21 protein-coding genes are annotated in these 20896 nt (G+C 69.4%); 17 read left to right on the top strand and 4 right to left on the bottom strand.

The annotated features are described in order from the left end of the window. Positions 1 to 3: 3 nt before the first annotated feature. The 3 genes from U1T56_RS17640 to ccmD are packed head-to-tail and all read right to left on the bottom strand — an operon-like array spanning position 4 to position 2717. Positions 4 to 1992 carry a heme lyase CcmF/NrfE family subunit gene (locus U1T56_RS17640; protein WP_418160806.1) on the bottom strand — a complete coding sequence of 663 codons (1989 nt, stop codon included), beginning with the start codon at positions 1990 to 1992 and terminating at the stop codon, positions 4 to 6. Next, entirely contained in the window at positions 1989 to 2450 is a 462-nt protein-coding gene (gene ccmE, locus U1T56_RS17635; protein ID WP_418160805.1) for a cytochrome c maturation protein CcmE, read from the bottom strand. Before ccmE ends, U1T56_RS17640 begins: the two co-directional genes overlap by 4 nt. Positions 2451 to 2477: 27 nt before the next feature. Next, positions 2478 to 2717, bottom strand: coding sequence for a heme exporter protein CcmD (ccmD, locus tag U1T56_RS17630; RefSeq protein WP_418160804.1), 240 nt, complete (start codon positions 2715 to 2717; stop codon positions 2478 to 2480). Between the two features lie 256 nt (positions 2718 to 2973). On the opposite strand from ccmD, the gene U1T56_RS17625 reads away from it, so the two are divergent. From U1T56_RS17625 to U1T56_RS17595, 7 genes are all read left to right on the top strand, one after another. Then, positions 2974 to 5709, top strand: a complete 2736-nt coding sequence (locus U1T56_RS17625) for a [protein-PII] uridylyltransferase (RefSeq protein ID WP_418160803.1) — start codon at positions 2974 to 2976, stop codon at positions 5707 to 5709. Positions 5710 to 5725: 16 nt separating this feature from the next. Next, positions 5726 to 7276 (top strand): murein biosynthesis integral membrane protein MurJ, encoded by a 1551-nt coding sequence (murJ, locus tag U1T56_RS17620; RefSeq protein ID WP_418160802.1) that lies wholly within the window; start codon positions 5726 to 5728, stop codon positions 7274 to 7276. Positions 7277 to 7311: 35 nt separating this feature from the next. Beyond that, positions 7312 to 8316 carry a tryptophan--tRNA ligase gene (gene trpS / locus U1T56_RS17615; RefSeq protein WP_418160801.1) on the top strand — a complete coding sequence of 335 codons (1005 nt, stop codon included), beginning with the start codon at positions 7312 to 7314 and terminating at the stop codon, positions 8314 to 8316. 107 nt (positions 8317 to 8423) lie between these two features. After that, a complete protein-coding gene (locus U1T56_RS17610) occupies positions 8424 to 9380 on the top strand; it encodes a DUF2333 family protein (RefSeq protein ID WP_418160800.1) in 957 nt (318 codons plus the stop codon). A 36-nt stretch (positions 9381 to 9416) separates the two neighbouring features. Beyond that, positions 9417 to 9971, top strand: coding sequence for a NifU family protein (locus U1T56_RS17605; RefSeq protein WP_418160799.1), 555 nt, complete (start codon positions 9417 to 9419; stop codon positions 9969 to 9971). Between the two features lie 15 nt (positions 9972 to 9986). Then, complete coding sequence (gene tsaB / locus U1T56_RS17600; RefSeq protein ID WP_418160798.1) at positions 9987 to 10679, top strand: tRNA (adenosine(37)-N6)-threonylcarbamoyltransferase complex dimerization subunit type 1 TsaB; 693 nt, start codon at positions 9987 to 9989, stop codon at positions 10677 to 10679. Positions 10680 to 10681: 2 nt separating this feature from the next. Further along, positions 10682 to 11212: a GNAT family N-acetyltransferase gene (locus U1T56_RS17595; RefSeq protein ID WP_418160797.1), complete on the top strand. Its 531-nt coding sequence runs from the start codon at positions 10682 to 10684 to the stop codon at positions 11210 to 11212. 12 nt (positions 11213 to 11224) lie between these two features. Here the strand turns inward: U1T56_RS17595 and U1T56_RS17590 are convergent, their stop codons facing one another. After that, positions 11225 to 11461, bottom strand: coding sequence for a sulfurtransferase TusA family protein (locus U1T56_RS17590; RefSeq protein ID WP_418160796.1), 237 nt, complete (start codon positions 11459 to 11461; stop codon positions 11225 to 11227). A 101-nt stretch (positions 11462 to 11562) separates the two neighbouring features. On the opposite strand from U1T56_RS17590, the gene U1T56_RS17585 reads away from it, so the two are divergent. The 10 genes from U1T56_RS17585 (at position 11563) to rimP (ending at position 20893) form a co-directional block, all read left to right on the top strand. After that, complete coding sequence (locus U1T56_RS17585) at positions 11563 to 11994, top strand: Ros/MucR family transcriptional regulator (protein WP_418160795.1); 432 nt, start codon at positions 11563 to 11565, stop codon at positions 11992 to 11994. A gap of 301 nt (positions 11995 to 12295) precedes the next feature. Continuing rightward, the gene (gene miaB / locus U1T56_RS17580; RefSeq protein WP_418160794.1) at positions 12296 to 13696 is read left to right on the top strand and encodes a tRNA (N6-isopentenyl adenosine(37)-C2)-methylthiotransferase MiaB; all 1401 of its coding nucleotides are present in this window, start codon (positions 12296 to 12298) and stop codon (positions 13694 to 13696) included. A 44-nt stretch (positions 13697 to 13740) separates the two neighbouring features. Beyond that, positions 13741 to 14757: a PhoH family protein gene (locus U1T56_RS17575; RefSeq protein WP_418160793.1), complete on the top strand. Its 1017-nt coding sequence runs from the start codon at positions 13741 to 13743 to the stop codon at positions 14755 to 14757. Continuing rightward, a complete protein-coding gene (ybeY, locus tag U1T56_RS17570; protein ID WP_418160792.1) occupies positions 14741 to 15241 on the top strand; it encodes an rRNA maturation RNase YbeY in 501 nt (166 codons plus the stop codon). Before U1T56_RS17575 ends, ybeY begins: the two co-directional genes overlap by 17 nt. Beyond that, positions 15238 to 16155, top strand: a complete 918-nt coding sequence (locus tag U1T56_RS17565; RefSeq protein WP_418160791.1) for a hemolysin family protein — start codon at positions 15238 to 15240, stop codon at positions 16153 to 16155. Before ybeY ends, U1T56_RS17565 begins: the two co-directional genes overlap by 4 nt. 31 nt (positions 16156 to 16186) lie before the next feature. Next, positions 16187 to 17740: an apolipoprotein N-acyltransferase gene (lnt, locus tag U1T56_RS17560; protein WP_418160790.1), complete on the top strand. Its 1554-nt coding sequence runs from the start codon at positions 16187 to 16189 to the stop codon at positions 17738 to 17740. 76 nt (positions 17741 to 17816) lie between these two features. Next, on the top strand, positions 17817 to 18221 hold the full coding sequence (locus U1T56_RS17555) for a helix-turn-helix domain-containing protein (protein WP_418160869.1): 405 nt from the start codon (positions 17817 to 17819) through the stop codon (positions 18219 to 18221). 133 nt (positions 18222 to 18354) lie between these two features. Then, a complete protein-coding gene (gene metK / locus U1T56_RS17550; RefSeq protein ID WP_418160789.1) occupies positions 18355 to 19530 on the top strand; it encodes a methionine adenosyltransferase in 1176 nt (391 codons plus the stop codon). A gap of 1 nt (position 19531) precedes the next feature. Then, positions 19532 to 20251 carry a tRNA (guanosine(46)-N7)-methyltransferase TrmB gene (gene trmB / locus U1T56_RS17545; RefSeq protein ID WP_418160788.1) on the top strand — a complete coding sequence of 240 codons (720 nt, stop codon included), beginning with the start codon at positions 19532 to 19534 and terminating at the stop codon, positions 20249 to 20251. Between the two features lie 141 nt (positions 20252 to 20392). After that, a complete protein-coding gene (gene rimP / locus U1T56_RS17540; RefSeq protein WP_418160787.1) occupies positions 20393 to 20893 on the top strand; it encodes a ribosome maturation factor RimP in 501 nt (166 codons plus the stop codon). The last annotated feature ends 3 nt before the right edge of the window (positions 20894 to 20896 follow it).

Below are 20896 nucleotides of genomic sequence, written 5' to 3'. Positions count from 1 at the left end.
GGTTCAGGCTCCAGCGGGCGCCGGCTCGGTCTTGGCCCGTGCCGGCCGCGGCGCCCCCACCCGAAGGCGCCGGTCGGAGAGCGAGAGCACGCCGGCCGCTGCCATCATCAGCGCCCCGCCCCAGATCCAGAGCACCAGCGGGTTGTAGTAGAGCCGGACGGCGAAGCCGCCGTCCGGCGCCGGATCGCCCAGGACGAAGTAGAGGTCGCGCCAGAGAGTGGTATCGATGCCGGCCTCGGTCGTCGGCATGCCCTCGATCGGGAAGAAGCGCTTCTCGGAATGCAGGACCGTGACCGGCGCTCCATCCGTGGTCACGGTGAAGGTGCCGCGCTGGGCGGTGTAGTTCGGTCCCTGCACCTGGCTCACCCCGTCGAAGCGCACCTCGTAGCCGGCGAGCTCGGTGGTCTCGCCCGGCTTCATCACCAGGATGCGCTCGATCTGCCCGGCTCCCTGGACGGTGATGCCGAGGACGAGCACGCCCAGGCCCGCATGGGCCAGCGCCATGCCCCAGGCCGAGCGCGGCAGGCCGCGCGCACGGGCGAGGACGCGGGAAAGATCGAGCGGCCAGGCCACGCCGAGGCGCAAGAGAAGCTCGTTGAGCGAGCCCGCGATCACCCAGACGCCGAGCGCCAGCCCGCCCGCGGCGAGGCTGGCACGGAAATCGTGCAGCGCCAGCCAGAGCAGCCCGGCTGCGAACGTCACCCCGACCGCGGCCAAGAGCCGGTCCATGACACCGGCGAGGTCGCCGCGCTTCCAGGCCAGCATCGAGCCCACGGGCACGGCCAGCAGCAGCGGCACCATCAGCGGCACGAAGGTGGCGTTGAAGAAGGGAGCACCCACCGAGATCTTGTCGCCGCCGATCGTATCGAGCACGAGCGGGTAGAGCGTGCCGAGCAGCACGGTCGCGGCCGCGGTCGAGAGCAGGAGGTTGTTCAAGAGCAGCCCGCCCTCACGGCTGATCGGCGCGAACACACCCCCACCCTGCATGGCGGGCGCTCGCCAGGCGTAGAGGACCAAGGAGCCGCCGATCGCGACCGTGAGCAGGCCCAGGATGAACACGCCGCGCGCGGGATCGGTGGCGAAGGCGTGGACGGAGGTGAGCACGCCCGAGCGGACGAGGAAGGTGCCCAAGAGCGAGAGCGAGAAGGCCAGGATCGCGAGCAGGATGGTCCAGCTCTTGAGCGTGTCGCGCTTCTCGACCACGATCGCCGAGTGCAGCAGCGCCGTGGCCGCGAGCCAGGGCATGAGCGAGGCGTTCTCGACCGGGTCCCAGAACCACCAGCCGCCCCAGCCGAGCTCGTAATAGGCCCAGTAGCTGCCGGCGGCGATGCCGAGTGTGAGCACGATCCAGGCCATGAGCGTCCAGGGCCGCACCCAGCGCGCCCAGGTGGCGTCGATCCGGCCTTCGATCAGCGCCGCCACGGCGAAGGAGTAGGCGGTAGAGAGGCCGACATAGCCGAGATAGAGAAGCGGCGGGTGCATCGCGAGGCCCGGATCCTGCAGGATCGGGTTGAGGCCGCGCCCGTCGAGCGGGGCGGGATCGAGCCTTAAGAACGGGTTCGAGGTGAACAGCATGAAGGCGAGGAAGCCCACGCCGATCAGCGCCTGCACGCCGAGCACGCGCGCCCGGAAGGCGGGTGGCAGGTTCGAGCCCAAGGCCGCGACGAGAGCGCCGAACAGGGCCAGGATCCAGACCCATAGGACGAGCGAGCCCTCGTGGTTGCCCCACGTGCCGCTGATCTTGTAGATCATGGGCTTTTCGACCGCCGAGTTCTGAGCGACGTTCGCGAGCGAGAAGTCGGAGGTGACGTAGGCGTGGATCAGCGCCCCGAACGCCAGCGAGACGAACAGGAACTGGGCCAGAGCCGTGGGACAGGCGAGGCCGACGAGGACGGGATCGCGCCGTGCCGCGCCCCAAAAGGGAAAGGTGCCCTGCACGAGGGCCATCCCCAGCGCCAGCACCAGCGCGTAATGGCCGATCTCGGCGATCATGGCGTCTTCTGGCCCCCGTTCTCGTCGTGCTTCCAGTAGCCGGCCTGCTTCAAGGCATCGGCGACCTCCTTGGGCATGTACTTCTCGTCGTGCTTGGCCAACACCTCGCCGGCCTCGAACACGCCGTCCTGGCGCAGCACACCCTGCGCCACCACGCCCTGTCCGTCGCGGAACAGATCCGGCAGGAGGCCTTTATAGACCACCGGGACCTGATGCGCCGTATCGGTGACGGCGAAGCGGACGGTTCCGTCGGCCTCGCGTCGGATGCTGCCGTCGACGACGAGGCCGCCCAGGCGGAAGCGTTTTCCGGTGCCGAGCTTCTGTGCCGCTACGTCGCTCGGCGAGACGAAGAACGCGACCTTGTCCTGAAGGGCCGCGAGCACGAGCCCGGTGGCACCGCCGACGAGGAGGAGGGCCAAGAGGACGAGGGCGAGACGCTGTTGCTTGCGTAGGCGCATGGGAGGGATGCCGCTCGCAGGAAAGGGTCAGCCACCTTCGCCGAGCCGCGGCTCGGCCGTCGCATCGGCCTCGCGCCTCGGACGCATCGGCCGCGTGGCGCGTGGGCGCTGCGGCCGGACCTTGGCGCGCAGCTCCTCAAGCAGCGCCTCGCTATGGCGCGCCGCGCGCAGGCTCTCGAGGAACAGACCCACCATCAGGACGACAGCGATGGCGAATGCAGGCCATACATAGGCCGCGTAGCCGCCCATCGCCAGGAACTCGCTCAACTCGAACCTCTCAGCCTGTCCAGCCCTGTGCTTCATCCAAGCGCCAATCCTGAACGCACGCCGAAGACCGCGTGACGTTCCGATCCGCTCGCGGGCAAGGACCGCTCGGCCGCTGCCCGCCGGAACCTAGCCGATCCGGACCGCCCGGCAAGCCACAGAGGCGCGACCGGGCGGAGCATGGCCGCTTCCATTGCACTATGCTAGGAGCTGCGAGCCGCCGCCGCGAGGCGACGGATCGCCGCTTCCACGGATGCCCATGGCCACTGCGCTCGATATCCGCCTCCTCGACCCCGCACGGCTGCGTCACGACATCGCCGGACTGCCCGGCGGCGGCCCGAATCCGGGTGCCGGCCTGCTCGAGGAGCTGCGCCAGCAGCTCAAGCGCGGCCGGGCCGAGATCAAGGATTATTTCGAATCGGGCGGTAGTGCGGAGGTGGTCCATCGCGAGCTGAGCCGGCAGATGGACGCGATCGTCCAGGGCACCCTCGACTTCGCGCAGAGCCGCCTCTACGGCAGCTCGAATCCGACCACGGGCGAGGAGCTCGCCGTGATCGCGGTCGGCGGCTATGGCCGGCAGGAGCTCGCCCCCGGCTCCGATGTCGACCTCCTGTTCCTGTGCCCCTACAAGCGCACGCCGCACGTCGAGCAGATGGCCGAGTTTCTGCTCTACAAGCTGTGGGATCTCGGCCTCAAGGTGGGCCAGGCCGTGCGCTCGGTGAGCGAGTGCATCAAGCTCGCCCAGAGCGACCTCACCGTGCAGACCACCCTCCTCGAGGCCCGGCTGCTCTGGGGCTCGGAACGGCTCTTCGGCGAGCTCGAGAAGAGCTTCGAGCGCGAGATCGTCGCCGGCCGCGGACCCGCCTTCGTCGAGGCCAAGCTGCACGAGCGGGAGCAGCGCCATCAGCGCATGGGCGATTCGCGCTTCCTGCTCGAGCCCAACATCAAGGAGGGCAAGGGGGGACTGCGCGACCTGCACACGCTGGTCTGGATCGCGCGCTTCCTCTATCGCACCGCGGACATGGGCGATCTCGTCCGCCACGGCATCCTCACCCGCCAGGCACTCGGCACGTTCTACCGCTCGCGGCGGTTCTTGTGGACGGTGCGCTGCCATCTTCATTACCTCACCGGCCGGGCCGAGGACCGCCTCACCTTCGATCTCCAACCCGAGATCGCGCGCCGCATGGGCTATCGCGAGCGCAATCGGGTCCGGGCGGTCGAACGCTTCATGAAACGCTACTATCTCGTCGCCAAGGACGTGGGCTCGCTCACCCGCATCTTCTGCGCCGCGCTCGAGGAGAAGCAGCAGCGCCAGCCCCGCTTCGTGCTGCCGCGCTTCGGCTTCGGTCGACGCAGGATCAACGGCTTCCTCGTCCAGGGCAATCGGCTCAACCTCGGCGACCCCGGCCTCTTCGAGCGCGAGCCGATCCGGATGCTCGAGCTGTTCCACGTGGCGCAGGAGCGCGAGCTCGACATCCATCCGCAGGCGCTCGCCGCCGTCACCCACAACCTGCGCCGGATCGATCAGCACTTACGCGAGGATTCGCAGGCCAACCGCCTGTTCCTCGAGATGCTGTGCTCGCGCAAGGATCCGGCGCTCACCTTGAACCGGATGAACGAGGTCGGGCTGCTCGGCCGGTTCATCCCCGATTTCGGGCGCATCGTCGCCCAGATGCAGCACAATCTCTACCACGTCTACACGGTCGACGAGCACACGATCCGCGCTATCGGCATCCTCTCGCAGATCGAGCACGGCGAGGTCCAGGACGAACTGCCGCTCTCGACCGAGGTGATGCCGAAGCTGCTCTCGCGCCGCGAGCTTTATGTCGCGACCTTCCTGCACGACATCGGCAAAGGCCGCGGCGGCGATCACAGCATCCTGGGTGAGCAGATCGCGAAGCGCCTGTGCCCGCGCCTGGGCCTTTCCGACGAGAGCACCGAGACGGTGGCCTGGCTCGTCCGCCACCACCTCGTCATGAGCAAGTTCGCCTTCAAGCGCGACAGCGAGGACCCGCAGACGATCGCCGACTTCGTCGCCATCGTGCAGTCGCCGGAGCGCTTGAAGCTGCTCCTGCTCCTGACCGCGGCCGACATCCGCGCAGTGGGGCCGAATGTCTGGAATGGCTGGAAGGGCCAGCTCCTGCGCGAGCTCTACTACGAGGCTGCGGCCGCCATGGCGGCCGGCGATCCGCAAGGGCGTCGGGCCGAGCGGATCGAGCACGCCAAGGAGAAGCTCGCTCGGGCGCTCGCGACGCTGCCCGAGCGGCCCTGGCCGCAGGATGCGATCCAGACCTATCTCGCCCGCCACGACCCGCGCTACTGGCTCGGCTTCACCACCGAGGAGCACCAGCGCCATGCCGTGATCGTCCGCGAGGCCGACGAGAAGCGGGCCCCACTCGCGGTCGACTTCCGGATCGACGAGTTCCGGGCGCGCACCGAGGTCCTGCTCTATGCCGCCGACCATCCGGGCCTGTTCATGAAGGTGGCGGGGGCGCTCGCCCTCTCCGGGGTGAGCATCGTCGACGCCCACATCTTCACGACCGTGGACGGCATGGCGCTCGACACGCTGGGCTTCCAGGACGCGACCACGCGCCTCGCCGTGACCGAAAAGGCACGACTCGAGCGGATCGAGAAGAACATCGAGCAGGCGCTGCGCGGCGAGATCTGGCTCGAGAAGGCGCTGGCGGGCCGGCGCTCGCTGCCCAAGCGGGCCGACGTGTTCGAGGTCGAGCCGCGCGTTCTCGTCGACAACACCGCGAGCCGCACCCACAGCGTCATCGAGGTCAACGGCCGTGACCGTCCCGGCCTCCTGTTCGATCTCGCGAGGACGCTGAAAGATCTCGGCCTCGTCATCCACAGCGCCCACATCAGCACCTACGGCGAGCGTGTGGTCGACGTGTTCTACGTCAAGGACGTGTTCGGCCTGAAGATCGCGCACCGCAGCAAGATGCAGCGGGTGCAGAAGCGGCTCGCCGAGGTGCTCGCAGCCGCATGACCGGGAACCGGAGCGCATGAGCATCGGCCGTGCCACCGCGACCGTGGGCGGGCTCACCGCCCTCTCGAGGGTCGCGGGCTTCGCTCGCGACCTCCTGATCGCGGCCGCTCTGGGGGCGGGGCCCGTGGCCGACGCCTTCTTCGTGAGCCTGAAGCTCGCCAACCTCCTGCGCCGCCTGTTCGCCGAAGGGGCGTTCAACGCCGCCTTCGTTCCGCTCTACAGCCGGCTGGGCGAAGGCGAGGGGGGAACGCGCGCACGCCGATTCGCAGGCGAGGTGATGGCGGCCCTGACCCTGGCGCTCCTCGTCGTGGTGCTCCTGGGCGAGCTCACCATGCCCTGGCTCGTGCGCCTGCTGGCCTCGGGTTTTCCGCCCCAGTCGCTGCAGTACCGGCTCGCGGTCGAGCTCGGCAGGCTCACCTTTCCCTATCTCCTGTTCATCTCGCTGGCGGCCCTCGTCGGCGGCGTGCTGCAGGCGGGCCACCGCTTCGCCGCCGCCTCGTTCGCGCCGGTGCTGCTCAACCTCGTCCTGATCGCGATCCTGCTCGTGAGCCTGGCCGAGGGCGAGGCGGCCGCCCGGCTCCTGGCCGCAGGTGTCACGCTCGCGGGCCTCGTCCAGCTCGCGTGGGTCGGCCTGGCCGCGGCCCGCGCCGGCATGGTGCCGCTGCCGGCGCTACCTCGCCTCTCGCCCGAGATGCGGCGGCTGCTGGTGCTCACCGCACCCGGCATCCTCGGCATCGGCATCGTCCAGCTCAATCTCCTGCTCGGCTCCTGGTTCGCGACCCACCTCGCCGCCGGCACGGTCGCCTATCTCTTCTACGCCGACCGGCTCGTGCAGCTCCCGCTCGGCATCGTCGGCGTGGCCTTGGGCACGGCGCTCCTGCCGACCCTGAGCCGCGCCGTGCGGCAGGGCGAGGCGGCGCACGACGTCCTGAACCGCGCCATCGAGCTGGCGCTGCTTCTGGGCCTGCCGGCGGCTGCGGGCCTGTTCCTTCTGGCCGAGCCCATCATCACCGTCCTGTTCCAGCGCGGCGCCTTCGGTCCGGAGGCGGCACGGGCGACCGGCCAGGTGCTGGCCGGGCTGGCGCTGGGTATCCCGGCCCACGTGCTCGGCAAGGTGCTGGCACCCGGCTTCTACGCGAGCGAGGACACGAGGACACCGGTCCGGATCGCGGCCATGGCGCTCGTCGTCAACGGTGCTGCGGCCGCTCTCCTCATCGGCCCGCTCGCCCATGTCGGCGTGGCGCTCGCCATCGCGCTCTCGAGCTGGGCCAACGCGCTCGGCCTCGCCTGGCTGCTCTGGCGCAAGCGCGTGCTGGTGCCCGATGCGGGCCTTCGCCGTCGCGGCGGCGCCATTCTCGCTGCAGCCGCGGCCATGGCGGCCGTCCTCGCCCTCGGGCGCTCCCTGGGGCACACCGGCGCCGGCCCGGTGGCGCTCGCGTCCCTGATAGCACTCGGCGGCGGCAGCTTCTTCCTCGCGGCCTGGGCCGCCGGCGCCATCGACGCCACCGCACTCCGCCGGCTCTGGGTGCGGCCCGCGCTTGACGGCGGGGTCGACCCCGTGCCCTAAAGCGCCCGTTCCTCTTCGGACGGATATGCTGATCCATGCAAGGCCGCATCTTTTCGGGCATCCAGCCGACCCACGGCATCCATCTCGGCAACTATCTCGGCGCCATCCGTCACTGGGTGCGGCTGCAAGGGTCCTATGACTGCATCTACTGCATCGTCGACCAGCACGCGCTGACGACGCTGCAGGACCCGCAGGAGATGCGCCGCAACACGCGAGAGGCCGCGGCGGCGCTCGTTGCGGCGGGGGTGGACCCGAAGCGCTCGATCCTGTTCGTGCAGAGCAACGTCGCGGCTCATTCCCAGCTCACCTGGATCCTGAGCTGCGTGGCGCGCATGGGCTGGCTCAACCGGATGACCCAGTTCAAGGAGAAAGCCGGCAAGGACCGGGAGAACGCGCCGGTGGGCCTCTTCACCTATCCCGTGCTGATGGCGGCCGACATCCTGGTCTACAAAGCGACCCACGTGCCGGTGGGCGAGGACCAGAAGCAGCATCTGGAGCTTGCACGCGACATCGCGGGCTCCTTCAACCGCCGTTTCGGCAACGAACTGTTCCCGCTGCCCGAGCCCATGATCCTGGGCGAGGCCACGCGCGTCATGTCCTTGCGCGACGGTACCAAGAAGATGTCGAAGTCGGATCCTTCCGACCAGTCGCGGATCAACCTCACCGACGATGCGGATGCGATCGCGCTCAAGTTCCGGCGCGCCAAGTCGGACAGCATTCTCGGCATCACCTACGATCCGGAAGCCCGGCCCGAAGCCTCGAACCTGCTCACGATCTACGCGGCACTGGCCGACCGGCCGCGCGCGGAGATCGAGGCCGAGTTCGCCGGGACCAGCTTCTCCGAGTTCAAGAGCCGGCTCGCCGATCTCGCGGTCGAGAAGCTCTCGCCGATCAACGCCGAGATGCGCCGCCTTCAGGCCGACCCCGGCTATCTCGACGCCATCCTGCGCGAGGGCGCCGAGCGGGCCGCGGCCATCGCCGGGCCGGTGCTGAAGGAGGCCTACGAGCTCGTGGGCTTCCTCGACCCGCGCGAGCGCTGAGACCTTCGGCCGCGACCCCCGGCCGGGCAACGGACCCCTCGCTGCCCGTTGCCGGCGCGGCTCGTCGCGATTAGGTGAGGGACGGGACAAGCGAGGCAGCAGGCGCCATGGCCACGATCGAGGACGACCTCACCACCGAGCGGCCCCGTCGCGGGCTCAGGCGCGTGCTGATCGCGCTGGGGGTCCTCGTGCTCGCGGTCGTGGCCTACTATGTCGGGGGCGCCTTGTGGCTGCACCATATCGACGACGATCCCGACTTCGCGGCGCAGCTCGCGGTGCCGGATCAGGCGAGCCGGGCCGTGGCGGTCTCCGCGGCGCTGATCGACCGCGAGGTCAACCAGCATCGCTGGGTCGCGAACGATCCGGCCTTCCTGCCGGGTTATCTCCTCGACAACATGCCGGCCTACGAGACCGGGATCATGCAGGCTCTGGGCCGATTCGCGACCGAGCTTCGGGACCGGCTCGCCCGCGTGCGCGGCTCGAGCGCCGTCGATCCCGACGTCGAGAGCGCTGCCGGTCGGCTCAACTATCCGGGCGACGTCTGGATCTTCGAGTGGTCCAACACGCCCGTCCAGCCGAGCTCCGAGAGCCAGTACCGGCGCGGGATGGCCGACCTCCGGCGCTACAACGAGCGCCTCGCCCAGGGCCAGGCCGTGCTCGAGCGCCGGGCCGACAACCTGATGGCGACGCTGGACCGGATCTCGGACGATCTCGGCGCCGCCTCCGCGGCGCTCACCCGCGAGGTCGACCTGAACGCCACGCGGCTGTTCGATCCCGAGGCCGACGACCTGTTCTACAACGTCAAGGGCAAGCTCTACGCCTATTACCTGATCCTGCGCGCCTTCGAGGCCGACTTCGCCAACGTCGTCAAGGAGCGCAACCTTCAGGCGAGCTGGGCGGATCTGCTCAACAGCGCCCGCCTCGGTGCGACCTTGCATCCATGGATGGTCAGCAACGGCCCCCTCGACAGCCAGGCCGTGCCCAACCATCTAGCAGCGCAAGGCTTCCTCCTCCTGCGGGTGCGCACCAAGCTCGAGGAGATCATCGACATCCTGCAGACCTGAAGCCAGAGCGGCGGTCGGCAGCGGAGTAGGACGGCAATGTTCATCCAGACCGAGCAGACACCCAACCCGGCGACGCTCAAGTTCCTTCCCGGCAGGGAGGTGATGGGCGACGGCGTGGCCGAGTTCACCGATGCGGCCGAGGCCGACCGCCTGTCGCCGCTCGCGGCCCGGCTGTTCCGGGTCGAGGGTGTCACGGGCGTCTATCTCGGCCGCGACTTCGTGAGCGTCACCAAAGCACCCGGTCAGGAATGGTACGAGCTCAAGCCCGCCGTGCTGGGGGCGATCATGGAGCACTATCTTTCGGGCGATCCGGTGGCGTTCGAGGGAGCGAAGCTGAGCCAGACCGCCACCGCTGACGACGACCCGACCGTCCGGCAGATCAAGGAGCTGATCGAGACGCGGGTGCGCCCGGCCGTAGCACAGGACGGCGGCGACATCGTGTTCCACGGCTTCGATCGCGGCGTCGTCTATCTCCACCTGCGCGGCGCCTGCTCCGGCTGCCCGAGCTCGATCGTGACCCTGAAGAACGGGATCGAGAACCTCCTCAAGTACTACGTGCCGGAGGTGGTGGAGGTCCGCGCCATCTCCTGATCCGTCGCCAGCAGCTTGCGCCGCCTTCTCGCCATCGACACCTCGGGCCCGGCGCTCTCGGTTGCGGTCGCCGTGGGCCCCGAGCTCGTCGCCTGCCGCCTCGAGCCGCTCGTGCGCGGCCATGCCGAGCGGCTTCTGCCGACCTCGAGCCTCGTCATGGCCGAGGCCGGCTGGCGCTGGCCGGATCTCGACCTCGTCGTCGTTACCCTCGGCCCCGGCAACTTCACGGGCCTGCGCGCCGGGATCGCCGTCGCCCGGGCGCTCTGCCTCACGCTCGGTATCCCGGCGCTCGGCCTCGGCACGCTGGAGACGGTGGCGGAGGCCGCGGCCGCACGCTCGACCCGTCCCGACCTTCCGCTCCTCGCCGCCATGGATGCCCGCCGCGACGAGTTCTACGCTCAGACCTTCGCGCCCGATCTCGTGCCGCGCGGCCCGGTCGAGCTGGTCCGGCGGCAGGACCTGCCCGGGCGCGTCGAGAGCCCCTGCCGGCTCGCCGGCGATGCCGCTGCGGCGCTGGCGACGCAGCTCCAAGGCGTTCACGAGGCAGTCGAGAGCGGGCCGGATGCCCGGTATGCTGCCCGACTCGCGTGGAGGCGGCTCGCGAGTGGCGCCCGACCCAGACGCGGCACGGCGCTCCGCCCGCTCTACATCCGGCCGCCCGACGCCAAGCTCAGCGCCGGAGCATCGCTGGTGGCAGCCTCTTCCTGAACATGGCTACCCTACCCAAGCCCGCTGCCATCAGCATCCGCACGGTGGGACCGTTCGATCTCGGCCGCCTGTCGCGTCTGCACAAGAGCTGCTTCGAGGAGGCGTGGAGCCGCTCCGACCTCGCCCATCTCCTCGCCATGCCGGGCGGATTCGGGCTGATCGCCCGCCTCTACGAGGGCGGGCTCGTCGCCGGCTTCGACGCCATGCGTGGGGTGGGCTTCTCGCTCTGCCGTGTGGTGCGCGACGAGAGCGAGCTGCTCTCGATCGGTGTTGCCCCGACCTGGCGCCGGCGCGGTGTGGCGACCAGCCTGCTCCAGGCCAGCATGGAGCGCTGCCGCGCCATCGGCGCGGCGCAGATGTTCCTCGAGGTGGCGGTCGACAATCACGGCGCGCAGCGGCTCTACGAGGAGCACGGCTTCGAGCGCGTCGGCGTGCGTCCCGACTACTACCACCGCCCGAACGGCGAGCGAGTCGCCGCCTACACCATGCGCTGCGATCTCGAGGCGCGGTGCGGGCCGTCGCGAGGCCCCTGAGTCCGGCTCGGCTCAGCGCCGTTTGCGCACCACCAGCTCGTACAGATCGCCTCGAACCTGCTCCAGCTTCACGATCTCGTGGCCGTGATCCCTGATCGCGCGCGGGACGTTGTGACGGGCTTCCCCGTCCCTGAGCTTAATATTCAGCACCTGCCCGACCGCCATTTGCTCCAGGACCAGTTTGGCCCGGACAAAGGTCATCGGACACACCTCTCCGGTGATATCCAGCTCCAGATCAGCCTCGGTCACGCTATTTGGTCCTTTCTTTCCGATGCAAAATATGGCTTGCCAACACGTAAAAAGCAAATATCCTGCGCCCACCGCTGCTTCGATTCGGCGCCCGAGGAACAATGACTGAAAAGTTGAGCCAAAACGAGCTGCTCTCCCTGACGACGGAGATCGTGGCCTCGCATCTCTCGAACAACACCGTCGCCGTGTCCGACATTCCACAGCTCATCAAGCTGGTGTATTCCACCCTGGCGAGCCAGGGGGTCGAGGAGGAGAAGGAGCAGCCCGAGAAGCTGATGCCGGCGGTTCCGGTCAAGAAGTCGGTGATGCCGGAGTACATCATCTGCCTCGAAGACGGCAAGAAGCTCAAGATGCTCAAGCGGCATCTGAAGACCCGCTACAACATGAGTCCCGAGGAATACCGCAAGCGTTGGGGGTTGCCGGACGACTACCCGATGGTCGCTCCGAACTACGCCGAGCAGCGCTCGAGCCTCGCCAAGAAGATCGGTCTGGGCACCAAGCCGCGCGCCCGCGGCCGGCGCAGTGTCGCCTGACCCTCGTGCCAGCCGCGGTCCCCGCCGACGGGGAGCTGCGGCCGGCGCTTCGGCTCGCCGTCTTCGCGGCGCCGTAGTCATCCTCCGGTAACGATTCCCTGGCATGGTGTGACGGAGAGCGGCCGGCGCGTCATCCATCTTCCGGGTGCACAAGCCGTGCGCGCTGCGTTATGATGCTGCCCGCATGGATGGACCGCCGTGAGGACACAAGTCGATTGGCGCTGCCTTCCCCGACCTCCCGCCTCTGCCTGCCCCTCGGGTGGCTTGAACGTCCACCCCGGCTCCTTATGTGATCGCAGGCATGCAGATCGCTGACCGCCGCGCCGACGTGACCAAGAAACTCTTCATCAAGACCTATGGCTGCCAGATGAACGTCTACGATTCCGATCGTATGGCGCATGCTCTGGCGCATCACGGTTACGAGCCGGCCGAGAGCCCGGACGACGCCGACCTCGTCATCCTCAACACCTGCCACATCCGCGAGAAGGCGGCGGAGAAGGTCTTCTCCGAGCTCGGCCGCCTGCGCCAGCTCCGCGACAGCCGCAAGCGCCGCACCGGCCGCGACATGCTGCTCGGGGTCGCGGGCTGCGTCGCCCAGGCCGAGGGCGAGCTGCTGGTCGAGCGGGCGCCCTTCGTCGACATCGTCGTCGGGCCGCAGGCCTATCACCGCCTGCCGGAGCTCCTCGCCCGCCGCGCACGCGAGACGGGTGCCGTGATCGACACCGACTTCCCGGCCGAGAGCAAGTTCGACGAGCTGCCGCAGGACCTCGCGGCGGGTGGTGTGTCGGCCTTCCTCACCATCCAGGAAGGCTGCGACAAGTTCTGCACCTTCTGCGTGGTGCCCTACACGCGCGGCGCCGAGCAGAGCCGGCCCGTGGCCGACATCCTGCGCGAGGCCGGAGCACTCGTTGCCACCGGTGCCCGCGAGCTCACGCTGCTCGGCCAGAACGTCAACGCCTTCCACGGCGAGAGCCCGGACGGGACGATCTGGAACCTCGCCCGGCTGATCCGGCAGCTCGCCGAGATCCCCGGCCTCGAGCGCATCCGCTACACCACCTCGCATCCTCGCGACATGGATGCGGACCTGATCCGGGTGCATGGAGAAGTGCCGCAGCTCATGCCTTTCCTGCACCTGCCGGTCCAGTCGGGCTCGGATCGGGTGCTCGAGGCCATGAACCGGAAATACACCGCGGACGACTATCGCCGCGTGGTCGACGCCTTGCGCGCGGCACGGCCGGATCTGGCGCTCTCGTCCGACTTCATCGTCGGCTTTCCCGGCGAGACCGAGGAAGACTTCGAGGCGACGCTGGCGCTCGTACGGGACGTGGGCTTCGCTCAGGCCTTCTCCTTCAAGTACAGCGCCAGGCCCGGCACCCCGGCCGCCGGCATGCGCAAGCAGGTGGCCGAGCCCGTCAAGGCGGAGCGTCTGCGGGTCCTGCAGGAACTGCTCGAGGCCCAGGCCGCTTCCTTCAATGCGGCCTGCGTCGGGCGCACCCTGCCGGTGCTGCTCGAGCGGCCCGGCCGCCATCCCGGCCAGCTCGTCGGCCGCACGCCCTATCTCCAGGCGGTTCATGTCGCCGCTGGCGAAGGGCTCGGCATCGGCGATCTCGTGCCGGTCACGATCACCGAGTGTCATCCGCACAGCCTCGCGGGCGTCACGGTGACCCTGCAGGCCATGGCCCAGAAGGAGGCACACGCCTGACCACTCTTGCCCCTCTCCCCGATCTTCGGGGCTCCAGCCACCGCATGCGCTTCGACGACAACGCCGCCTGCGCGCTCCTCTTCGGCCAGCACCATCTCAACCTGGCGCGCATCGAGCAGAAGCTCCCGGTCAGCATCGTGACCCGCGGCAACGAGGTCTTCATCCAAGGCGAGAGCGAAGGCGAGGTCCGCACGGCCGCGACCGTGCTCGAGGACCTCTACGCCCAGCTCAAGAAGGGGCGGATCGTCGGCCGCGACGAGGTCGACGCGGCCCTGCGGATGGCAACGGGCGGTGCCGCCCAGGGCAACGGTGGCGCCGGCGCCAACGATCTCGTGCTCAGGACCGACCGGCGGCTGATCGCCCCCCGCTCGCCCAACCAGGCGGCCTACATGCGCCTGCTCGAGCGGCACGATCTCGTCTTCGCCCTCGGGCCCGCCGGCACCGGCAAGACCTATCTCGCCGTCGCCATGGCAGTCTCGCTCCTGAAGCAGCGCCGCATCGACCGGATCATCCTGTCCCGGCCTGCGGTCGAGGCGGGCGAGCGCCTGGGCTTCCTGCCGGGCGACCTCAAGGAGAAGGTCGATCCTTACTTGCGCCCGCTCTACGACGCGCTGCAGGACATGCTGCCGGAGGGGAAGCTCGAGCAGCGGATCGAGACCGGCCAGATCGAGATAGCGCCGCTCGCCTACATGCGCGGACGCACGCTGAGCAACGCCTACATCATCCTCGATGAGGCGCAGAACACGACCCCGTCCCAGATGAAGATGTTCCTGACCCGGCTGGGCGAGAACTCGCGGATGGTGATCACGGGCGATCCGTCGCAGAGCGATCTGCCGCCGGGCATGCCATCCGGTCTCGGCGACGCCGTGGCCAAGCTTCGTTCGCTCAAGGCCGTGGGCCTGGTGCGGTTCGACCAGAAGGACGTCGTCCGCCACCCGCTCGTGAGCGAGATCATCAACGCCTACGAACAGGCGGCCCGGCCTGCCGCCGAAGCGAAGGAGGAAGCGGACCGCGCCCCGGATGGGGAGGCGACGTCTTCGAGCGATGGACAACGACAGTAGCCATACTATCGAGGTGGCGGTCGAGGCCGAGGCCTGGCACACGGCCGTCACCGATCCCGAGGGGCTTTGCCGGCGCGTGATCGCCGCCGTTCTGGCCGAGGAGGCCGTGCCCGCGGGCGGCGAGGTCAGCGTGCTGCTGACCGGGGATGCGGCGATCCGGGAGCTCAACCGGACCTATCGCGGCAAGGACGCGCCGACGAACGTGCTGTCGTTCCCGACCGGGAACGATGTGGCGCCCGATCCGGGCCTGTCTGCCCTCCTGGGCGACATCGCGGTGGCGCTCGAGACCACCCGCCGCGAGGCCGAGGCCGAAGGCAAGCCGCTTTCCGACCACCTCGCCCATCTCCTCGTGCACGGCACGCTCCATCTCCTCGGCTACGACCACGAGGAGGATGACGAGGCCCGGCGGATGGAGGCGCGCGAGGTCGCGATCCTGGCACGGCTGGGCATCGCCGACCCGTACCGCACGGAGGCGGTGGCATGAAGCAGCTGGCGAGACGAGAACCGCATCCGCCCTCGTTGATCGAATCGCTGCTCCGCCGCGTGCGCGAGCTCACCTGGCGCAGCGACAACGAGGAGAGCGGCCTGCGGGATGCACTCGAGGAGCTGATCGCCGAGGCCGAGGAGGAAGGTGCCACGGCGCTGAGCGAGGAGGAGCGCGAGATCGTCAGGAACGCGCTCGGCTTCGGCGAGCTGCGCGTCGACGACGTCATGGTTCCGCGCGCCGACATCAAGGGTGTGGAGGTGAGCAGCTCCCTGCGCGACGTGGTGCGCGCGATGCAGGCCGCGAACCATTCCCGCCTCCTCGTCTACCGCGACAATCTCGACGACGTGCTCGGCATCGTCCACATCAAGGACCTGCTGCCGTTCTGGGGCGACGGCGAGGACTTCTCGCTCGAGAAGGTGATGCGGCCCGTGCTCGTCGTTCCGCCCTCCATGCGCGTGCTCGACCTCCTGCTCGAGATGCGCGCGACCCGGAACCGGATGGCGGTCGTCATCGACGAGTTCGGCGGCACGGACGGTCTCGTCTCGATCGAGGATCTGGTCGAGGAGCTCGTGGGCGAGCTCGAGGACGAGCACGAGCGGGCCGCCCAGCCGCAGCTCGTCGAGAATCCTGACGGCACCATCGATGCCGACGGCCGCTTCGATCTCGAGGAGCTCGAGGAGAAGCTGGGCTTCCCGCTGCTCGGCGAGGAGGAGCGCGACGAGGTCGACACGCTGGGCGGGCTGATCTTCACGCTGGTCGACCGCGTGCCGTCCCGCGGCGAGATCGTGCGGCACCCGAGCGGCCTCGAGTTCGAGGTGCTGGATGCCGATCCGCGCCGGATCAAGCGGGTGCGCATCCGGCGGCGGCCGGTGGCCGAGCCCGAGGCGGGCGATCGCGAGCGCTTCGGCTGAGCCCCGGCGATTCCAGCGAGAGCAGACCTCGATGAAGCGAGCTTGGCTCGAACGATACCCTACGCTCGCCGCGCTGCTCGCCGGAATGGCCGTGGCCGCCGCCCTGCCGCCGGTCTACTTTCTGCCGGGACTCTTGGGCTTCGCCGTCCTCGTCGCCCTGTTGTGGCGGGCGGGGCCGCGACCGTTCGCGGCCTTCTACCAAGGGACGGTCTTCGGCTTCGGCTTCTTCGCGGTCGGCCTCTACTGGGTCGCCATCGCCTTCTTCGTCGATGCCGAGCAGTTCGGGGCGCTGGCCGTTCCGGCCGTCCTCCTGCTCTGCCTCGGCCTCGGGCTCACGGCAGGCCTTGCCGCCGCGCTCACGGCACTTCGCCGCTGGCGCCGGGTCGAGGCGCTGGCCCTCGCCTTCGCGGCGCTCTGGACACTGGCCGAGCCCTTGCGCGGCAGCTGGGGCCTGCAGTTCCCCTGGAACCCGATCGCCATCGTCTGGGCCGTGAGCGATCCTACGCTCCAGGTGGTGGCCTATACCGGCACCTACGGCCTGAGCCTTCTCACCGTCACGGCGGCAGCGCTGGCGGCACCTCTGTTCCTGCCGGCCCCGCCCCGGCAGCGCCGGCTGGCGCTGGCGGCTCCGGCCCTTTTCACGCTGCTCGTCATGGGCGCAGGCGCCTTCCGCCTCGCCACGGCCGCGCCGCCGCCCGACACGGGCGTGCGGATCCGCGTGGTGCAGGCGAGCGTGGCGCAGCATCACAAATGGGACCCGCAGCTCCGGCTCGCCTGGTTCCGCCGTCATCTCGAGCTCTCGGTCCCAAAAGACGGTCCACCGCCGCAGATCGTCGTCTGGCCCGAGAGTGCCGTGCCCTATGGAATCGAGAGCGAGCCCGAGGTGCGCGCCTGGATGGGCAAGGTCGCGCCCAAGGGCGGCGCGCTGCTGGCCGGCGGGGATCGCTACGATCTCGGGCGCGAGCCGCCCGTCGCCAACAACAGCCTGTTCGTCGTCGACGACACCGGCACGGTCACCGCACGCTACGACAAGGTCGATCTCGTTCCATTCGGCGAGTTCCTGCCGCTGCGCGGCATCTTGGGCGGGCTCGGCCTCAAGAAGCTGACCGAGGGCACCATCGACTTCGTGCCGGGCGAGGGCCGCGTCACCCTGCCGCTTCCGGACGGCCTGCCGCCGGCGAGCCCTCTGATCTGCTACGAGGCCGCGTTCCCCGACGATGCCACCGCTCCCGGCGAGCGGCCGGCCTGGATCGTCAACATCACCAACGACGGCTGGTTCGGTGAGAGCTCCGGTCCCTTCCAGCACCTCGCCATGGCGCGGATGCGCGCGATCGAGGAAGGTCTGCCGCTGGTGCGCGCCGCCAACACCGGCATCTCGGTCGTGACCGACGCTTACGGCCGGGTACTGCACCGGCTCGGCCTCGATGTGTCCGGCGCCATCGATGCGGTGCTGCCGGGAGCGCTCCCGCGAGCCTCGCCCGCACGCCGGGCCGGCCCGCTGCTGCTTCCGGCCTTGCTCCTGGCGGTGGCCGCTCTTAGCTTCTGGGTTGACCGGCGGCCCGATCGTCCAGCCGGGTCCAGTTGAGGCGGCAGCGCGGGTGAGCGGCTTTCCCCATCCTACCGACGTGCAGGTCGGCCAGAGGTTGCGCCAGCGGCGCACCATGCTGGGCCTCAGCCAGGAGCGGCTCGGCGAGCTCCTGGGCGTGAGCTACCAGCAGATCCAAAAGTACGAGCGCGGCGTGAATCGCATCGGCTCGAGCCGGCTGCACGCGCTGAGTCGCATCCTCGAGGTGCCGGTGGCCTACTTCTTCGAGGACGGGATGCCGGCCGCGAGCATTCCGAGCCTTCCCGCCGGCCTCGAAGAAGGAGCGGCTGCCTTCCTGTTCGACGCGGCTCTGGCGCAGTCCGCGGACGCCGTCGCGGCGGAAGGTCGCGAGATGCAGGAGCTCGTGCGCGCGTTCCGCCGTATCGGCGACCCGCAGGTGCGCCGCCGCCTGCTCGAGCTCGCCCGCGCCCTGGCGGCTGCGTTCGACCGCGACGGCGCGCACGGCACGGCGGACCCTTGACCCCTGCCGCGTCGGGCGTGCTATAGGCCGCAGCCGCCCGCCTGCCGCGGGCTGGCCCGATGCTGCGCGAGTGCTGGCGTCGTTTCGCTGTGGTGCGACAAGCTTCCTCCCTCTTTCAGGAGCGCCTCGGTCTATGGCTGCTACCGAATATCTGTTCACGAGCGAGTCGGTCTCGGAAGGGCATCCCGACAAGGTCTGCGACCGCATTTCCGACGAGGTGGTCGACCTGTTCCTTGCCGAGTATCCCTTCGCCCGCGTCGCTTGCGAGACGCTCGCCACCACCAACCGCGTCGTGATCGCGGGCGAGGTGCGGCCGGGACCCAGGAGCCGGATCACGCCGGAGCTGATCGCCCACACCGCGCGGATGGCGATCAAGCGGATCGGCTACGAGCAGGAAGGCTTCCACTGGCACAACGCGAGGATCGACGTGCTGCTCCACGAGCAGTCCCCCGATATCGCCAGGGGTGTCGACGCCGGTGAGAACAAGGACGAGGGTGCCGGCGACCAGGGCATCATGTTCGGCTACGCCACCGACGAGACCCCCGCCCTCATGCCGGCCCCGATCCAGTACGCCCACGAGCTCCTGCGCCGGCTCGCCGAGGACCGCCACGCCGGCAAGCTGCCCGAGCTCGGCCCCGACGCGAAGAGCCAGTTCACGCTGCGCTACGTCGACGGCCGGCCGGTGGGCGCCACCTCGGTCGTGCTCTCGACCCAGCACCTCGAGGGCTTGAGCCCCGCCGACGTCCGCGAGATCGTGCGCCCCTACGTCGAAGCGGTCCTGCCCGAGGGCTGGATGTGCCCCGAGGACGAGTTCTACGTCAATCCCACGGGCAAGTTCGTGATCGGCGGCCCCGACGGCGATGCCGGCCTCACCGGCCGGAAGATCATCGTCGACACCTATGGCGGTGCCGCCCCGCACGGCGGCGGTGCCTTCTCGGGCAAGGACCCGACCAAGGTCGACCGCTCGGCGGCCTACGCCGCGCGCTATCTCGCGAAGAACGTCGTGGCGGCGGGTCTCGCCAAGAAGTGCGTGATCCAGCTCTCCTACGCCATCGGCGTCTCGAAGCCGCTCTCGATCTACGTCGACACCTACGGCACGGGCGAGGTGGACGAGCTGCGCCTGGGCAAGATCCTGAACGAGATCATGAACCTCAGCCCCCGCGGCATCCGCGAGCATCTCCAGCTCAACCGCCCGATCTACGCCCGTACCGCGGCTTATGGCCATTTCGGCCGTGCCCCCGAGGCCGATGGCGGCTTCTCGTGGGAGAAGACCGACCTCGCCGACGAGCTCCGGCGGGCCTTCAACTGAGATGAGCGAGGCGGCGACCGACGAGGACCGGCAGCCGCGGCGGCGGATCCTCTACGGCCGCCGCCAGGGGCCGAAGCTCCGGCCCGCGCGCCGGCGACTGCTCGAGGAGCGGCTGCCGGCACTGGGCTTCACGGTCGGGCCCGGCCACGAGCTCGATCCGTTCTCTCTGTTCGTGCGGCCGCCGCGGGCGATCTGGCTCGAGATCGGCTTCGGCGGCGGCGAGCATCTCGCCGAGCAGGCCGCTTCCCATCCCGATGTCGGCTTTCTCGGGGTCGAGCCGTTCCTCAACGGCGTGGCGCGGCTGATTGACGCAGTCGATGCGCGCGGGCTCGGGAACGTCCGCGTGCTCATGGACGACGCGCGCCTTCTCCTCGAGGCGCTGCCCGACGCCTCGATCGAGCGCGCCTTCGTTCTCTTTCCCGATCCCTGGCCGAAGGCGCGCCACCACAAGCGCCGCATCGTCAATCCCGTGACGGTGGCGGAGCTCGCTCGCGTGATGCGGGCAGGCGGCGAGCTGCGGCTCGCCAGCGACGATCCCGGCTATGTCCGCTGGATGCTGGCGACGATGCTGGCCGAGCAGCGCTTCGCCTGGCTCGCCGAGCGGGCTGCCGACTGGCGGGAGCGCCCGGCCGACTGGCCGCCGACGCGCTACGAGGAGAAGGCGCTCCGGGCCGGGCGCCGGCCGGTCTTCCTCCGCTTCGAGCGGGTCTCCGCGGCCTGATCGATTCCGTGCGCCGGAACGTGCCGAATCGGCTTGCGCTGCCCCCCCGAAGCGGCCATATTACGGCCACATCCTCTCTCGGCAGACGCATGTGGAGAGTGGGCGGGAGCCCGCTCTTTTTGCGTTGCCTTCAGCATAGGGGTGACTTCCTTTAACGAGGTAGCCGAACTGATCGAGCCGACTCTCCGCGACATGGGCTTCGAGCTGGTGCAGGTGCGGATGGTTGGCGGCACGCGGCGGACACTGCAGGTCATGGCCGAGCCGATCGACCGTGCCCGCCGGATGACCGTCGACGACTGCGCCGAGATCAGCCATGCGATCTCGGCCGTCCTCGATGTGGCCGATCCCATCGCAGGCGCCTATACGCTCGAGGTGAGCTCTCCCGGCATCGACCGGCCTCTGGTCCGGCGTCAGGATTTCGTCCGCTTCGCCGGCTTTGAGGCCAAGCTCGAGACCGAGGAGCCGGTCGCGGGCAGGAAGCGCTTCCACGGCATCGTGCGCGGGCTCGACGAGGGCGAGGACGCGGTGCTGGTCGAGCAGGAGAAGGGTGAGCTGATCAAGATCCCGTTCGCATCGGTCAAGAAGGCCAAGCTGACGCTTTCGGAAGCGTTGCTCAAGAGCGTGGTGGCCGGGCAGGACTGAGGG

Source organism: Benzoatithermus flavus (genome assembly GCF_037908215.1).
Classification (GTDB): Bacteria; Pseudomonadota; Alphaproteobacteria; order Geminicoccales; family Geminicoccaceae; genus Benzoatithermus; species Benzoatithermus flavus.
The sequence above is the reverse complement of the archived record's forward strand: the minus strand, read 5'-3'. Positions and strand labels throughout refer to the sequence as shown.

Bases quoted from the DNA above. Each gene is read 5' to 3' on its own strand.
- U1T56_RS17640 (WP_418160806.1), bottom strand. From the start codon at position 1,992: ATGATCGCCGAGATCGGCCATTACGCGCTGGTGCTGGCGCTGGGGATG.
- ccmE (WP_418160805.1), bottom strand. From the start codon at position 2,450: ATGCGCCTACGCAAGCAACAGCGTCTCGCCCTCGTCCTCTTGGCCCTC.
- U1T56_RS17625 (WP_418160803.1), top strand. From the start codon at position 2,974: ATGGCCACTGCGCTCGATATCCGCCTCCTCGACCCCGCACGGCTGCGT.
- murJ (WP_418160802.1), top strand. From the start codon at position 5,726: ATGAGCATCGGCCGTGCCACCGCGACCGTGGGCGGGCTCACCGCCCTC.
- trpS (WP_418160801.1), top strand. From the start codon at position 7,312: ATGCAAGGCCGCATCTTTTCGGGCATCCAGCCGACCCACGGCATCCAT.
- U1T56_RS17610 (WP_418160800.1), top strand. From the start codon at position 8,424: ATGGCCACGATCGAGGACGACCTCACCACCGAGCGGCCCCGTCGCGGG.
- U1T56_RS17605 (WP_418160799.1), top strand. From the start codon at position 9,417: ATGTTCATCCAGACCGAGCAGACACCCAACCCGGCGACGCTCAAGTTC.
- U1T56_RS17595 (WP_418160797.1), top strand. From the start codon at position 10,682: ATGGCTACCCTACCCAAGCCCGCTGCCATCAGCATCCGCACGGTGGGA.
- U1T56_RS17585 (WP_418160795.1), top strand. From the start codon at position 11,563: ATGACTGAAAAGTTGAGCCAAAACGAGCTGCTCTCCCTGACGACGGAG.
- miaB (WP_418160794.1), top strand. From the start codon at position 12,296: ATGCAGATCGCTGACCGCCGCGCCGACGTGACCAAGAAACTCTTCATC.
- U1T56_RS17575 (WP_418160793.1), top strand. From the start codon at position 13,741: ATGCGCTTCGACGACAACGCCGCCTGCGCGCTCCTCTTCGGCCAGCAC.
- ybeY (WP_418160792.1), top strand. From the start codon at position 14,741: ATGGACAACGACAGTAGCCATACTATCGAGGTGGCGGTCGAGGCCGAG.
- U1T56_RS17565 (WP_418160791.1), top strand. From the start codon at position 15,238: ATGAAGCAGCTGGCGAGACGAGAACCGCATCCGCCCTCGTTGATCGAA.
- lnt (WP_418160790.1), top strand. From the start codon at position 16,187: ATGAAGCGAGCTTGGCTCGAACGATACCCTACGCTCGCCGCGCTGCTC.
- U1T56_RS17555 (WP_418160869.1), top strand. From the start codon at position 17,817: ATGCTGGGCCTCAGCCAGGAGCGGCTCGGCGAGCTCCTGGGCGTGAGC.
- metK (WP_418160789.1), top strand. From the start codon at position 18,355: ATGGCTGCTACCGAATATCTGTTCACGAGCGAGTCGGTCTCGGAAGGG.
- trmB (WP_418160788.1), top strand. From the start codon at position 19,532: ATGAGCGAGGCGGCGACCGACGAGGACCGGCAGCCGCGGCGGCGGATC.